The 14,832-nt window shown below is 59.9% G+C and carries 10 protein-coding genes; 6 read left to right on the top strand and 4 right to left on the bottom strand.

Annotated features, from left to right (window positions below):
* Positions 1–223: 223 nt before the first annotated feature.
* On the top strand, positions 224–1,987 hold the full coding sequence (locus ACZZ0G_RS11420) for a cation:proton antiporter (RefSeq protein ID WP_038359446.1): 1,764 nt from the start codon (positions 224–226) through the stop codon (positions 1,985–1,987).
* Between the two features lie 21 nt (positions 1,988–2,008).
* On the opposite strand, the gene ACZZ0G_RS11415 is transcribed toward ACZZ0G_RS11420, so the two are convergent.
* The 3 genes from ACZZ0G_RS11415 to uvrD form a co-directional block, all read right to left on the bottom strand.
* Complete coding sequence (locus ACZZ0G_RS11415) at positions 2,009–2,416, bottom strand: SMI1/KNR4 family protein (RefSeq protein ID WP_095113175.1); 408 nt, start codon at positions 2,414–2,416, stop codon at positions 2,009–2,011.
* Positions 2,417–2,552: 136 nt separating this feature from the next.
* Positions 2,553–3,428 (bottom strand): Tim44 domain-containing protein, encoded by an 876-nt coding sequence (locus ACZZ0G_RS11410; RefSeq protein ID WP_077575113.1) that lies wholly within the window; start codon positions 3,426–3,428, stop codon positions 2,553–2,555.
* A gap of 298 nt (positions 3,429–3,726) precedes the next feature.
* On the bottom strand, positions 3,727–5,910 hold the full coding sequence (gene uvrD / locus ACZZ0G_RS11405) for a DNA helicase II (RefSeq protein ID WP_463556193.1): 2,184 nt from the start codon (positions 5,908–5,910) through the stop codon (positions 3,727–3,729).
* Positions 5,911–6,167: 257 nt separating this feature from the next.
* Here uvrD and ACZZ0G_RS11400 point away from each other — a divergent pair, with 257 nt between their 5' ends.
* From ACZZ0G_RS11400 to ACZZ0G_RS11390, 3 genes are all read left to right on the top strand, one after another.
* Positions 6,168–9,041, top strand: coding sequence for a putative bifunctional diguanylate cyclase/phosphodiesterase (locus ACZZ0G_RS11400; RefSeq protein ID WP_463556192.1), 2,874 nt, complete (start codon positions 6,168–6,170; stop codon positions 9,039–9,041).
* Between the two features lie 127 nt (positions 9,042–9,168).
* Positions 9,169–10,035, top strand: a complete 867-nt coding sequence (gene hexR, locus ACZZ0G_RS11395) for a transcriptional regulator HexR (RefSeq protein WP_008078846.1) — start codon at positions 9,169–9,171, stop codon at positions 10,033–10,035.
* A 154-nt stretch (positions 10,036–10,189) separates the two neighbouring features.
* Positions 10,190–10,393: a PA3496 family putative envelope integrity protein gene (locus ACZZ0G_RS11390; protein ID WP_008078845.1), complete on the top strand. Its 204-nt coding sequence runs from the start codon at positions 10,190–10,192 to the stop codon at positions 10,391–10,393.
* Here ACZZ0G_RS11390 and ACZZ0G_RS11385 read toward each other — a convergent pair.
* Positions 10,335–11,297, bottom strand: coding sequence for a LysR family transcriptional regulator (locus tag ACZZ0G_RS11385; RefSeq protein WP_034152129.1), 963 nt, complete (start codon positions 11,295–11,297; stop codon positions 10,335–10,337). The genes ACZZ0G_RS11390 and ACZZ0G_RS11385 overlap by 59 nt on opposite strands.
* Before the next feature lie 190 nt (positions 11,298–11,487).
* On the opposite strand from ACZZ0G_RS11385, the gene ACZZ0G_RS11380 reads away from it, so the two are divergent.
* Both ACZZ0G_RS11380 and oadA read left to right on the top strand, forming a co-directional pair.
* Positions 11,488–12,903 (top strand): acetyl-CoA carboxylase biotin carboxylase subunit, encoded by a 1,416-nt coding sequence (locus ACZZ0G_RS11380; protein WP_025112637.1) that lies wholly within the window; start codon positions 11,488–11,490, stop codon positions 12,901–12,903.
* Between the two features lie 101 nt (positions 12,904–13,004).
* Positions 13,005–14,813 carry a sodium-extruding oxaloacetate decarboxylase subunit alpha gene (gene oadA, locus ACZZ0G_RS11375; protein WP_322845322.1) on the top strand — a complete coding sequence of 603 codons (1,809 nt, stop codon included), beginning with the start codon at positions 13,005–13,007 and terminating at the stop codon, positions 14,811–14,813.
* Positions 14,814–14,832 lie beyond the last annotated feature (19 nt).

The following is a 14,832-nucleotide window of genomic DNA, read 5'->3' as shown; positions in this document are numbered from 1 at the left end:
CTTTTCAAAAGCACCGTTATCGGGACGCCGGGCGACTGGCCGCCGTCACGCCGGTATCGATCTGTTTCCATATATTGCACCGCCTTCCAGGCGGAAGTCGCGGTGTTACCCTGCAAAAGCCCGCCTCAAGGGCAATTCCCACACCAAAAGCGGATTTTTACCTAGCTCGCCCAGACTTTTCTGACGTCTGCCCGCGAGCCTCGTCATTCAAGGAGCCCACGCCATGCATGCCATCAGTTTTATTCAGGACCTGGCAGTGATCATGTTGGTCGCAGGCGTGGTGACCGTGCTGTTCCATCGCTTCAAACAACCGGTGGTGCTTGGCTACATCGTCGCCGGTTTCATCATTGGCCCGCATACGCCACCGTTCGGCCTGATCCATGATGAGGAAACCATCAAGACCCTCGCCGAACTCGGGGTGATTTTCCTGATGTTCTGCCTCGGGCTGGAGTTCAGCCTGCGCAAGCTGTTCAAGGTCGGCGCCACAGCGTTTATCGCGGCGTTCCTCGAAATTGTCCTGATGATCTGGATCGGCTACGAAATCGGCCGCTGGTTCGACTGGAACACCATGGATTCGCTGTTCCTCGGCGCGATTCTGGCGATCTCCTCGACCACCATCATCGTCAAGGCGCTCAACGATCTGAAGATGAAAAACGAGCGCTTTGCGCAGTTGATCTTCGGTGTGCTGATCGTCGAAGACATCCTCGGCATCGGCATCATCGCGCTGTTATCCAGCATCGCCGTCAGCGGCACGGTCAGCTCCGGCGAAGTGTTTTCAACGGTCGGCAAATTGTCGCTATTCATGATCGTTGCGCTGGTTATCGGCATCCTGTTGGTGCCGAGATTGTTGGCCTACGTGGCCAAGTTCGAAAGCAACGAGATGCTGCTGATCACCGTGCTGGGCCTGTGTTTCGGCTTCTGCCTGCTGGTGGTCAAGCTTGAATACAGCATGGTGCTCGGCGCCTTCCTGATCGGCGCGATCATGGCCGAGTCGCGGCAATTGCTGAAGATCGAACGGTTGATCGAGCCGGTTCGCGATCTGTTCAGTGCGATCTTCTTCGTTGCCATCGGCCTGATGCTCGACCCTATGATCCTTCTGGAATATGCGTGGCCGATTGCGGTGATCACCGTCGCCGTGGTGCTCGGCAAGATGTTGTCCTGCGGCCTCGGTGCCTTTATCGCCGGTAATGACGGACGCACCTCACTGCGTGTGGGGATGGGGCTGTCACAGATTGGCGAATTTTCCTTCATCATCGCCGCGCTGGGCATGACCTTGCAGGTCACCAGTAACTTCCTTTATCCGGTCGCCGTGGCCGTGTCGGTGATTACCACGCTGCTGACGCCCTATCTGATTCGTGCGGCAGATCCGCTGTCGATCAAGTTGTCTGCGGCGGTGCCCAAGCCTCTCGGTCGCGTGCTGGGCATGTATGGCGAATGGCTGCGCAGCATTCAGCCGCAAGGCGAGGGCGCGATGCTGGCGTCGATTATCCGCAAGATTTTGCTCCAGGTCGGCGTCAATCTGGCGCTGGTCATCGCGATCTTCTTCGCCGGGGCGTATTTCGCCGAACGCATCTCGTTGTCGCTGCAAGACTGGATCAGTGATCCGAGTTGGCAGAAAGCGTTGATCTGGGGCGGGGCGCTGCTGGTGTCGTTGCCGTTCCTGATTGCCGCTTACCGCAAGCTCAAGGCGCTGTCGATGCTGCTGGCGGAGATGGGCGTGAAGCCGGAGATGGCCGGGCGGCACACGCAGCGAGTGCGCCGGGTGATCTCCGAGGTGATCCCGATTCTCTCGCTGCTGGTGATTTTCCTGCTGTTGGCAGCCTTGTCGGCCAGTATTCTGCCGACCAACAAGTTGCTGGTGCTGATCGCCGTAGTCGCCGCTGCGGTAGCGGCGCTGCTCTGGCGCTGGTTCATCCGTGTGCACACGCGGATGCAGGTGGCGCTGCTGGAAACCCTCGACAACCACAAGGAGTCGTCGGGGCATTGACCCGCCGGGGCGTTTGGCCAATCAGCTTTCCAGCCAGACGTCCCGCGCCCAGTGCCACACCGATTCCCAGGACTCTTCGGTGATCAGCTCTTCTTCGCCGGACCACAGCACCACGGTGCCGTCTTCTTCGACGCAGTAGTAGTTGTCGCCGTCCTGGCAGATCGGGATCAGATCACGCGGTACACCGATGTCCCACGCATTGGCTGCGACATCCGGCAGATAGGTGTGCGATTGCGGGTCGGTGACGGTCACCGGCTCCAGGCTGCCGTACACCACGTCGCTGACGGTCAGCAAAAATTCTTTGAAGACGAACGGAATGTTGATGAACAGTTCTTCTTCGACTTCGACCAGTTGGTCTTCGTCAGGCAATTCCAAAGGAACCGGCACGGGTTCGTTGGCTTCACGCAGTTGTTCGATGATTTCTTCCACGTCCGGGATCCTCTTGCTTGAATGGCGCGGTTTATATGGGCCGGTTTATACAGTAGCTCGCTATAGATGCAACCGCGAAATAGAAAACCCCAGCCGAGGCTGGGGTTTTTATTACAGCAAGTGAAGCGCGGGGGGATCAGCCGTTCTGGCGGATACCGGCAACCAGCCAAGGCTGGTTTTCGCCCTGCGGACGTTCCATGTTCCAGCTTTCGCTGAACACTTCGCCCTGATCGAAACGCGAGGACTTCGACACACCGCTGAAAGTCAGGGTGGCGATGGTCTTGTCGGCACGGTCATCGACGCCATCCAGTTGTACCTGGAGGTTGTCGATGTAGGTCGATTGGAACGCGTCGCCCAGATCCGCACGCTCACGCTTGAGGAACTCGAGCATTTGCGGGGTCACGAACTCGGCGATCTTGTCCATTTCGTTGGCATCCCAGTGCTGCTGCAGCGACTGGAAGTGGCTGCGTGCAGCTTCAAGGAAGTTCTGTTCGTTGAACCAGGCCGGCGCGTTGATCACCGGACGGGCGGCGGCAGGCGCAGCCGAACCACCGAAGATCGAACCCATTGCAGCAGGCTTCTGCTCGAACACTTCACGCTGCATCGGCGCGCCGGCCGGAGCGAATTGCTCCTGCTGTTTGCGTCGACGTGCGGCGATGAAGCGGAAGATCACGAACGCGATCACGGCCATGATCAGGATGTCGAAGATCTGCATGCCCTGGAAGCCGCCGCCCATGAACATGGATGCGAGCAGGCCACCGGCGGCGATACCGGCCAGAGGGCCGAGCCATTTCGAAGCACCGCCGGCCTTGGCCGCAGCGCCCGCGGCACCGGCAGCACCAGCGGTCGCTGCTGCGCCACCCACGCCTGGAGAGGAAGGAGCCATCTGGCTGGTCTGGTGCGTCGGCGCAGCGCCGGCGCTTTTGCCACCACCAAAGCGCTTGGCGTTGGCGTCGAGGCTCATCGTCAGGCCGATGCACAACGCCATGGCGATGCTAAGAAAACGTTTCATAAAGGGAATTCCCGTTTGTGGAGACACGCGCGCCATGTTGCACAGCTGAAGTGTTACTGGCTAGCGAGAGAGTGTTTCGGGCTTTTGCCTGACAGGTTGCGTTCAGCTTCGCGAGGCAATCAGCGGATGTACTTTTGGCTGTAGGAAAAGGGGATTGGTTCCGCGGGATTATTGGTCAGAACAGCGAACCCTGTGGGAGCGAGCCTGCTCGCGAAGTCGGAGTGTCAGCCAACAAACTCAATGAATGACAGACCGATATCGCGAGCAGGCTCACTCCTACAGAAAAGCAAGACAGGCTTTAAATAGCTTCCAGCTTGGCGTAACCGAGCATTAACCACTTGCTGCCTTCGCTGAAGTTCACTTGCACCCGGGCCTGTGCGCCGGCACCTTCGAAGTTGAGGATCACGCCGTCGCCAAAGATCGAATGGCGCACCGCCTGACCGAGGCTGAAACCCGTTTCCGGAATCTCGCTGCCGCTGAACAGGTTGCTGCCGCTCATCGACTGGTTGCCGCCGAACGGTCGGCTGACGCTGTTCGACAAACGCACTTCCTGAATCAGACCTTTCGGCACTTCGCGCACGAAACGCGAGACCTTGTTGTAGGTCTCGCTGCCGTACAGGCGTCGGGTCTCAGCGTAGGTCATCACCAGATTCTGCATCGCCCGGGTAATGCCTACGTAAGCCAAGCGCCGCTCTTCCTCAAGACGCCCCGGTTCTTCCAGGCTCATCTTGTGCGGGAACAGACCTTCTTCCATGCCGACGAGGAACACGTAAGGGAATTCCAGGCCTTTGGCGCTGTGCAGGGTCATCAACTGAATGCTGTCTTCGTGCTCGTCGGCCTGAGTGTCGCCGGCCTCCAGCGAAGCATGGCCGAGGAACGCCGCCAGTGGCGTCAGTTCTTCGTCTTCTTCAGTGTTCTCGAAGTTGCGCGCGGCGCTGACCAGTTCTTCAAGGTTTTCTACCCGGGCCTGGCCTTTCTCGCCTTTTTCCGCTTCGTGATAAGCGATCAGGCCGGATTGCTCGATGACGGTTTGCGTCATCAAGTGCAACGGCATCTCCATGCACTTGGCGGCGAGGTTCTCGATCAACTCGATAAACGCACCCAATGCACCGGCAGCGCGACCGGTCAGGCCTTTATTGGCGACCAGCTGGCGCATCGCTTCCCACATCGACACATCGCTGTGGCGCGCGTGATCGCGGATAGCCTCGACGGTTTTTTCGCCGATGCCACGGGCCGGCACGTTGATCACCCGCTCCAGCGCTGCATCGTTGCCACGACCTTCGAGCAAACGCAGGTAGGCCATGGCGTTCTTGATTTCCGCCCGTTCGAAGAAGCGCTGACCGCCGTAGATGCGGTACGGAATGCGCTCGCGCAGCAAGGCTTCTTCCAGAACGCGCGATTGGGCGTTGGAGCGGTACAGAATCGCGATATCGCTGCGAGCCAGGCCGGTTTTCAGCGCACTTTCGATGGTTTCGACAACGTAGCGTGCTTCGTCGTGTTCGTTGAACGCGGCGTACAGATTGATCGCTTCGCCGTCGCCGCCATCGGTCCACAGCTCTTTACCCAGACGCCCGGTGTTATTGGCGATCAGGGCGTTAGCGGCCTTGAGGATGCCGGCGGTGGAGCGGTAATTCTGCTCCAGACGAATGGTCTCGGAGTCCGGGAAGTCGGAGGAGTACTGATGAATGTTCTCGATCTTCGCGCCACGCCAGCCGTAAATCGACTGGTCGTCGTCGCCGACCACCATCAGGCTGTCGCCGCCCTTGCCGAGCAGGCGCAACCAGGCGTACTGCACGGCGTTGGTGTCCTGGAACTCGTCCACCAGAATGTGGCGGAAACGCTTCTGGTAGTGCGCCAACAGGCCCGGATGATCGCGCCACAAGTCGAGGGCGCGCAGAAGCAATTCGGAGAAGTCGATAACCCCGGCACGCAGGCACGCCGCCTCGTAGGCTTCGTAAATGCCGCGCATGGTCGCCAGGTACAAATCGCCGCTGGCCTGAATGTGTTGCGGACGCAGACCTTCGTCTTTCTGGCCGTTGATGAACCACTGCGCCTGACGGGCCGGCCAGCGCTGCTCGTCCAGACCCAGCTCGCGGATCACCCGCTTGACCAGGCGTTGCTGGTCGTCGCTGTCGAGAATCTGGAAGGTTTGGCTCAAGCCCGCTTCCTGCCAGTGCGCCCGCAACAAGCGGTGCGCCAGGCCGTGGAAGGTGCCGACCCACATGCCGGCCGGGTTGATGCCCAGCAACTGCTCGATGCGATGACGCATCTCGGCAGCGGCCTTGTTGGTGAAGGTCACCGACAGAATGGAGTGGGGTGAGGCGTTCTCGACCTGGATCAACCAGGCGATACGGTGCACCAGCACTCGGGTTTTACCGGAACCGGCGCCGGCCAGGACCAACTGACGACCAACGGGGGCTGCTACGGCCTGACGTTGGGCATCGTTGAGGGAATTCAGCAGAAGGGAGAGATCATCGCGCATCGGGGCATTCTAGGGTGCGCCGCAGGCCCGGGCAAACCGAGCTTTGCATTAGCCGATGAAACTCCTGTCGATGACGACCGGTCGGTCACTGGCTACAGGCATCGGCCCGCCGCGTTCCCAAGGTTTGGCCGATGGCAAAGGACGGAAAAGTTTCAGTGAAATTATGATCTGGAGCAGTTTGGCAACGGGATCGGCTTGTGTATGCTCCGTGCACGTTTCGGGCGCACGCCCTCCTTATAAGAACAAGAACGTTGCCCATGACCCTCAGCTCCGAACTGTCGGGCCCCTCTGTGGAACCCCGGGTTATCCGCAAGCACTATGCCGTCGAAATGGCGGTGGAGCGCACGCGTCTGCTGTATCAGGGCTCGTTGTTGCCCACGCTGTTCATGTTGATCAATGGTCTGGTCTGCGCCGGTTTGCTCTGGAGCCCGCAGCGTTATTTCGTGGTCAGCGTCTGGCTGGTGTGGTTGCTGTCACTGGTGGCGCTGCGGGTGATTCAGGTGGCGGCGTTTGATTCGGCGATCCCTGACCGTCAGGCGCATCCGATCTGGCGGCGGATGTTTCTGCTCGGCTCGACCATGACCGGCCTGACCCTGGCCGGCGCCGGCATCGCCCTCGTGCCCGCCGACAATTTCATGCAGCAGGCCTGGGTGTTCGGCCTGATCGGTGCGGCGACGCTGTCGGCCAGCGTTGCCTATGCGGTGAGCCTGCCGGCGTTCCTGTCCTTCACCTTGCCCTGCCTATTGCCGGCGATCGGCTATCTATTCTGGGGTGGCGACGAGCAGGCGCGCGGCTGGGGCTGGCTCGGGTTGATCCTGCTCGGCTCGCTGAGCGTGGTGGCGTGGCAGGTCAATCGGCTGATTGATCGCGGCTTGCTGCGGCGCTTTCAGAATCAGCACTTGATCGAACACCTGCAGCAGACGCAATTACGCAGCGAGCAGCTCAATCAGGAGCTGGCCAAAGAAATCGAGCATCGCCGCTGCGCCGAAGGGAAGCTGCGCGAAGCTCAGCTGGAACTTGAGGACCGCGTTGCCCAGCGTAGCCGCGAACTGGACGCGGCGAATCAGGCTCTGAGCAAAAGCGAAGCGCGGCTGGCGCTGGCGTTGAAGGCCAGTGAGCTGGGGTTATGGGACTGGAACCTGCAAACCGACGAAGTCCATCACACGCAGATTCAGGAACTGTTCGGCCTCGCTCCGGAATACGTCACGGCGCTTCTCCGTGACCTCAAGCCACGCCTGCATCCCGACGATGTGCCGACGTTGAAATACGCGTTGATCGAGCATTTGAAGGGACGCACCGAGGACTATCAGATCGAATACCGCGTGCGGCATGGCGACGGCCATTGGGTCTGGATCGAAGACCGGGGTCGCGCGGTAGAACGCAGCGACAGCGGACGTGTGATCCGCATGGTCGGCACGCGTCGCGACATCAGTGCCAGCAAGCGCCTCGAAGAACAGCAGCGCCTGGCGGCGACCGTGTTCGAAGCGGCCAGTGAAGGCATCGTTATTCTCGACCCGAACTACGCGCTGATCGCGATCAATCAGGCGTTCAGCCGCGTCACCGGTTACGACATCGAAGACATGCTCGGGCGCAACGTCGTCGAGCTGCCATGCAGCCGCGACGCCCGCCGTCATTACGTGGCGATCCGTCATGCACTGGAGCAGCATGGCAGTTGGCAGGGCGAACTGGTGGAGACGCGCAAGAACGGCGAGTTGTACCCGCAGTGGCTGCAACTGAATGCGGTGCGTGATGGTCGGGGAAATGTCAGTCATATCGTCGGCTTCTTCGCCGATCTGTCGGCACGCCGTGAATCCGAAGAGCGCATGCGTTACTTGACCCATTACGACGAGCTCACCGGGTTGGCCAACCGCTCGCTGTTCCGCGAGCGTCTGCACGAAGCGCATCAACGCGTGCGCCAGGGCGGGCGGCGCAGTCTGGCCCTGCTGCACGTCAATCTGGATCGTTTCAAATTGCTCAACGACAGTCTGGGCCATGAGATTGCCGACCAGCTGTTGCAGAAAATCGCGCGCCGCTTGGTCAACGCCTTGCCGGAGGCCGACACCATCGCCCGCTTGTCCGGTGATGAGTTCGCAGTGCTGTTTGACGCCTACGGCAACCTGTCGAGCCTCGCCCGGGTTGCCACACGGTTGTCGACCAAACTGCGTTTGCCGCTGACCGTCGAAGGGCACGAACTGGTGGTCAGCGCTTCCATGGGCATCAGCATGCTGCCGGACAATGCCCGGGAGATTTCTGCGCTGGTCAGTCAGTCGAACATGGCCATGCAACACGCCAAGCACCTGGGCGGTAACAATTTCCAGTTCTACACCGACAGCCTGCAGGCCAGCACCCTTGAGCGCTTGCAGCTGGAAAATCAGTTGCGTAAAGCCATCGAAGAAAAGCAGCTCAAAGTTTTCTATCAGCCCAAGCTGTGCCTTGATACCGGGCGGCTGAATGCGGCGGAAGCGCTGGTGCGCTGGGATCATCCGACCATGGGGCGGGTGCCGCCGGGGGATTTCATCGGGCTGGCTGAAGAAACCGGCCTGATCGGCCCGATCGGCGAATTTGTCCTGCGTCAGGCATGTTGGCAGGCCTGCGAATGGCAACGTCAGGGGCTTGAGCCGATCCGCGTGTCGGTGAACCTGTCGGTGCATCAGTTGCGCCAAGGCAAACTGGTCAGTCTGGTGCGCCAGGTGCTGGAGGAAACCGGACTGGCGCCGCACTACCTCGAGCTGGAACTGACCGAAAGCCAGTTGCTCGACAGCGTCGAACACATCATCGCGACCTTCCAGCAGCTGCGCGATCTGGGGGTGAAACTGGCTATCGACGACTTCGGTACCGGCTATTCGTCGCTGAGTTATCTCAAGCGTATTCCGGTGGATTACGTGAAGATCGATCAGGCGTTTATTCGCGGCCTGGGCGAGGGCAGTGAAGATGCGGCGATCACCCGCGCGATCATCGCCATGGCTCATGGGTTGTCACTGAAAGTGGTTGCCGAGGGCGTTGAACGGCAGGATCAGCTGGACTTTTTACGCGCCGAGCGTTGCGATGAGGTGCAGGGTTATCTGATCAGCCGGCCGGTGGAGGCGGGCGGTCTGGCGGGGCTTTTGCGCGAACAGGAAAAACCGTTTTAAGGGCTACATGCACCTTATCGCGCCTGATATGGGGACATCGAGTTACGCATTGAGCAGGCAAAAAGCCAATTCATGTAGTATAACTACAAGCGTGCTACATCCTTGCCCATAAGAAGAGTCCAGCCCCTTGAATCTGCTGCAACACATCGCCCAGTCACGTCACCTGTTACGCAAGTCGGAGCTCAAGGTCGCCGACCACGTGCTGCTTGACCCTGCGGCAGTGATGCACAGTTCCATGGCTGACCTGGCCCACAGTGTCGGCATCAGCGAGCCGACCATCGTGCGCTTCTGTCGCGCCATCGGTTGTTCCGGTTTTCAAGATCTCAAGCTCAAACTGGCGCAAAGCCTGGCCGCCGGTGCCAGCTTCGGCCAGTTCGCGATTCACGAAGACGACTCGGTTGCCGATTACAGCCTGAAGATTTTCGACACCACGTTGCATACGTTGATGGAGGTTCGCGAGAAGCTCGATCCGATTGAGTTGCAGCGCGCGGTGACGTTGATGTCGCAGGCGCAGCGGGTCGAGTTCTATGGCTTCGGTGCCTCGGGTGCAGTGGCGGCGGATGCGCAGCACAAATTCTTTCGTTTGCTGCTGACGGCGGCGGCGTATTCCGATCCGCACATGCAGGCGATGTCGGCGGTGACATTGAAGCCAACCGATGTGGCGATCTGCATTTCGCAGTCGGGGCGTTCCAAGGATTTGCTGATCACCGCCAATCTGGTGCGTGAGAGCGGGGCGTCGTTGATTACCTTGTGCCCGAGCCAGACGCCGCTGGCCGAATTGTCGACCGTCAATCTGGCGATCGATGTGCATGAGGACACGGAAATCTACACGCCGCTGACTTCGCGAATCGCGCATCTGGTGGTGATTGATGTGTTGGCGATGGGCGTGGCGATGGCGCGTGGGCCGAGCCTGGTCAATCACCTCAAGAGCGTGAAGCGCAGTCTGCGTAGCTTGCGCCTGTCGCCGAAAGCCGCCAAAGCGCTGGATGATTGAGATCAAAAGATCGCAGCCTTCGGCAGCTCCTGCACGGATCAATGTAGGAGCTGCCGAAGGCTGCGATCTTTTGTTTTTTTGACGGCAACTTTCATCAAACCGTCATCCCCCACGCCTATCGTGAAACTCCCGTCATCGCCTTGGGAGACTCGAAATGGCTCAGCCCTACGAAGAACGCAACAGCGCCGCGAAAACCCGTCGTCAGCAGGAAGACCAGCGCCGCATGGAATTTCGCCGCGCCATCGAAGATCGCTTCGAACTCCGTCAGCTCCAAGCCGAAATTGGCGATTTTCCCGAGATCACTCACTGGCAGGCAGCGCCCGCAGCTTCCCGTCGAAGCGCTCAACCAGCGCGCTGATCTGCACCCGTTCGCTACGGATAAACGCCAGGAAGGCGTGCGCCACCGGTGACAAGCGTTTGGCTTTCGCTTGCACCAGGCACCAGCTACGGAAAAGCGGCAATTCCTCGACCGGAAGCTCGACGAGCCCACCGGTCGCCAGCTCCAGGTTCAGGGCATGGCGTGTCAACAGCGCCAAGCCCAGACCCGCTTGCACGCATTCGCGCTGCGCTTCGGCCGAGGCGACTTCCTGGGTCTGGGTGAAGTGCACGCGTTTCTCTTTGAAATACTCTTCGCACGCCAACCTCGTCCCTGAACCGGGCTCGCGGATCAATAGCGTGTAGGGCTCAAGATCCTGCAGGCGCAGCGGGCCCATGTGCGCCAAAGGGTGATCCGGGCGTGCCACGGCAACAATCGGATTGTTGAGGAACGGCAGGAATTCCAGGCCCATGTCCTGCGGCACCATCGACATGATCACCAAGTCGTCGCGGTTGTCCGACAGCCTGCGAATCACCTGACCACGGTTGACCACCGTCAGTTGCAGGTTCACTTCCGGGTGCTGGCGCTTGAACGCGGCGAACAGGTGCGGGACGAAATATTTGGCGCTGGACTCCACCGCCAGTTTCAGCTGACCTTGCAGCGAACCCTGCATGTCCGACAGCTGCATATCGAGGTTTTCCAGGCGCCCGAAAATGTCCCGACTGGCACGCTGCAAGGCTTCAGCGGCCTCGGTCATGTAGAGTTTTTTGCCGACATAATCGAATAATGGCTGGCCGATCAGCTCCTCGAGCTGACGAATCTGTAGGCTGACAGCCGGTTGTGTGAGAGACATTTCCTCGGCCGCGCGGCTGTAGGAGCGTAAATCACACACTTCGTTGAAGATCTGCAATTGACGCAATGTCATACGCATCAAGGACTTACGCATTTTTTACAAGCTCTGACGGCGGGCTGATGTTTCAACTATAAGTCTTTACTTATGCCTGACCCAATTTTTATTCATTTTTGTTAATCCCTCATGAGCGCTAGTGTGGACCTGCGACTAAATTGAAACATTTGGTCACGCGTCGACCTGGGTCTAGCAGGTCGTGGTGCCACCGGCTCAAGGGAACCTCCAAGTGATAACAAAGATCCTGATCGCCAACCGTGGTGAGATTGCCGTACGAATCGTGCGAGCCTGCGCCGAAATGGGCATTCGCTCGGTCGCGATTTTTTCCGACGCCGACCGTCATGCCTTGCATGTGAAGCGTGCGGACGAGGCCCACAGCATCGGTGCCGAGCCACTGGCCGGTTACCTGAACCCGCGCAAGCTGGTGAACCTGGCGGTTGAAACCGGCTGCGACGCCCTGCACCCCGGTTACGGTTTCCTCTCGGAAAACGCCGAACTGGCAGACATCTGCGCTGAACGCGGAATCAAATTCATCGGCCCGTCGGCAGAAGTCATTCGCCGCATGGGCGACAAGACCGAAGCGCGCCGCAGCATGATCAAGGCTGGCGTACCGGTCACGCCGGGCACCGAAGGCAACGTGGCCGACATTGAAGAAGCTTTGGCCGAGGGCGACCGCATTGGTTACCCGGTCATGCTCAAAGCCACCTCCGGTGGTGGCGGGCGCGGCATCCGTCGCTGCAACAGCCGCGAAGAACTCGAACAGAATTTCCCTCGGGTGATTTCCGAAGCCACCAAGGCATTTGGTTCTGCCGAAGTGTTCCTGGAAAAATGCATCGTCAATCCCAAGCACATCGAAGCGCAGATTCTCGGTGACAGTTTTGGCAATGTGGTGCACCTGTTCGAGCGGGACTGCTCGATCCAGCGCCGCAACCAGAAACTCATCGAAATCGCCCCGAGCCCGCAACTGACCCCGGAACAGCGTGCCTACATCGGCGACCTGTCGGTGCGTGCGGCCAAGGCTGTTGGTTACGAGAATGCCGGCACCGTGGAGTTCCTGCTCGCCGAGGGCGAGGTGTACTTCATGGAGATGAACACTCGGGTGCAGGTGGAACACACCATCACCGAAGAAATCACCGGGATCGACATCGTCCGCGAGCAGATTCGCATCGCTTCCGGCCTACCGTTGTCGGTGAAGCAGGAAGACATCCAGCATCGTGGTTTCGCGTTGCAGTTCCGTATCAACGCCGAAGACCCGAAGAACAACTTCCTGCCGAGCTTCGGCAAGATCACCCGTTACTACGCCCCCGGTGGCCCGGGCGTGCGCACCGACACGGCGATCTACACCGGCTACACCATTCCGCCATTCTACGACTCGATGTGCCTGAAACTGGTGGTCTGGGCACTGACTTGGGAAGAGGCGATGGACCGTGGCCTGCGCGCCCTCGACGACATGCGTCTGCAGGGGGTGAAGACCACCGCCGCGTACTACCAGGAAATCCTGCGCAACCCGGAATTCCGTAGCGGCCAGTTCAATACCAGCTTCGTTGAAAGCCACCCGGAACTGACCAACTACTCGATCAAGCGCAAACCCGAAGAGCTGGCCCTGGCCATCGCCGCCGCCATCGCCGCCCACGCAGGCCTATGAATGAAACAGCTGCGAGCTTTTAGCTGCAAGCGGCAAGTAAAAGCAGATTGGCTTTTTCTTGCAGCTTTTAGCTTGAAGCTTGCCGCTATGAGGAGATACCAATGACTAAGAAGATCTTCGTTACCGATACCATCCTGCGCGACGCTCACCAATCGCTGCTCGCCACCCGCATGCGCACCGAAGACATGCTGCCGATCTGCGACAAGCTCGACAAAGTCGGCTACTGGTCGCTGGAGTGCTGGGGCGGCGCGACATTCGACGCCTGCGTACGCTTCCTGAAAGAAGACCCGTGGGAGCGTCTGCGCCAACTGCGCGCGGCACTGCCTAACACGCGTCTGCAAATGCTCCTGCGCGGGCAGAACCTGCTGGGCTACCGCCACTACAGCGACGACGTGGTCAAAGCCTTCGTCGCCAAAGCTGCCGTCAATGGCATCGACGTGTTCCGCATCTTCGACGCGATGAACGATGTGCGTAACCTGCGTGTGGCGATCGAGGCGGTGAAAGCGGCCGGCAAACATGCGCAAGGCACCATCGCCTACACCACCAGCCCGGTGCACACCATCGATGCGTTCGTGGCGCAAGCCAAGCAGATGGAAGCCATGGGTTGCGACTCGGTGGCGATCAAGGACATGGCTGGTCTGTTGACCCCATACGCCACCGGTGAACTGGTTCGTGCATTGAAAGCCGAGCAATCGCTGCCGGTGTTCATCCACTCGCACGACACTGCCGGTCTGGCGACCATGTGCCAGCTCAAGGCGATCGAAAACGGCGCCGACCACATCGACACCGCGATCTCCAGCTTCGCGTCGGGCACCAGCCACCCGGGCACCGAGTCGATGGTCGCTGCGCTCAAAGGCACCGAGTACGACACCGGTCTGAACCTCGAACTGCTGCAAGAGATTGGCCTGTACTTCTACGCCGTGCGCAAGAAGTACCACCAGTTTGAAAGCGAATTCACCGCTGTCGACACCCGCGTGCAAGTCAACCAGGTGCCGGGCGGGATGATCTCCAACCTCGCCAACCAGTTGAAAGAGCAGGGCGCCCTGAACCGCATGGCTGAAGTCCTCGCGGAGATCCCGCGTGTACGTGAAGACCTCGGCTTCCCGCCACTGGTGACCCCGACTTCGCAGATCGTCGGCACCCAAGCGTTCTTCAACGTCCTGGCCGGCGAGCGTTACAAGACCATCACCAACGAAGTGAAGCTCTACCTGCAAGGCGGCTACGGCAAGGCGCCGGGCGTGGTCAACGAGAAGCTGCGTCGTCAGGCCATCGGTAGCGAAGAAGTCATCGACGTGCGTCCGGCCGATCTGCTCAAGCCGGAAATGACCAAGCTGCGTGCCGATATCGGCGCACTGGCCAAGTCGGAAGAAGACGTGCTGACCTTCGCCATGTTCCCGGACATCGGTCGAAAATTCCTCGAAGAGCGTGCCGCCGGCACCCTGACGCCAGAAGTGCTGCTGCCGATCCCAGAGGCTGGCAGTGTTGCTTCGGCGGGCGGCGAAGGCGTGCCGACCGAGTTCGTCATCGACGTCCACGGTGAAACCTACCGCGTCGACATCACCGGGGTCGGCGTCAAGGCTGAAGGCAAGCGTCACTTCTATCTGTCCATCGACGGCATGCCGGAAGAAGTGGTGTTCGAGCCACTCAACGAATTCGTCGGCGGTGGCAGCAGCAAGCGTAAGCAAGCTTCGGCACCGGGCCATGTCAGCACCACCATGCCGGGCAACATCGTCGATGTGCTGGTCAAGGAAGGCGATACCGTCAAGGCCGGCCAGGCGGTGCTGATCACCGAAGCGATGAAGATGGAAACCGAAGTCCAGGCTGCGATTGCCGGCAAGGTCACCGCGATTCATGTGGCCAAGGGTGATCGGGTCAATCCTGGCGAAATTCTGATCGAGATCGAAGGCTGAGATAACGGCCGCGATCCAA

The organism is Pseudomonas sp. AC169, from assembly GCF_979258515.1.
The sequence above is the reverse complement of the archived record's forward strand: the minus strand, read 5'-3'. Positions and strand labels throughout refer to the sequence as shown.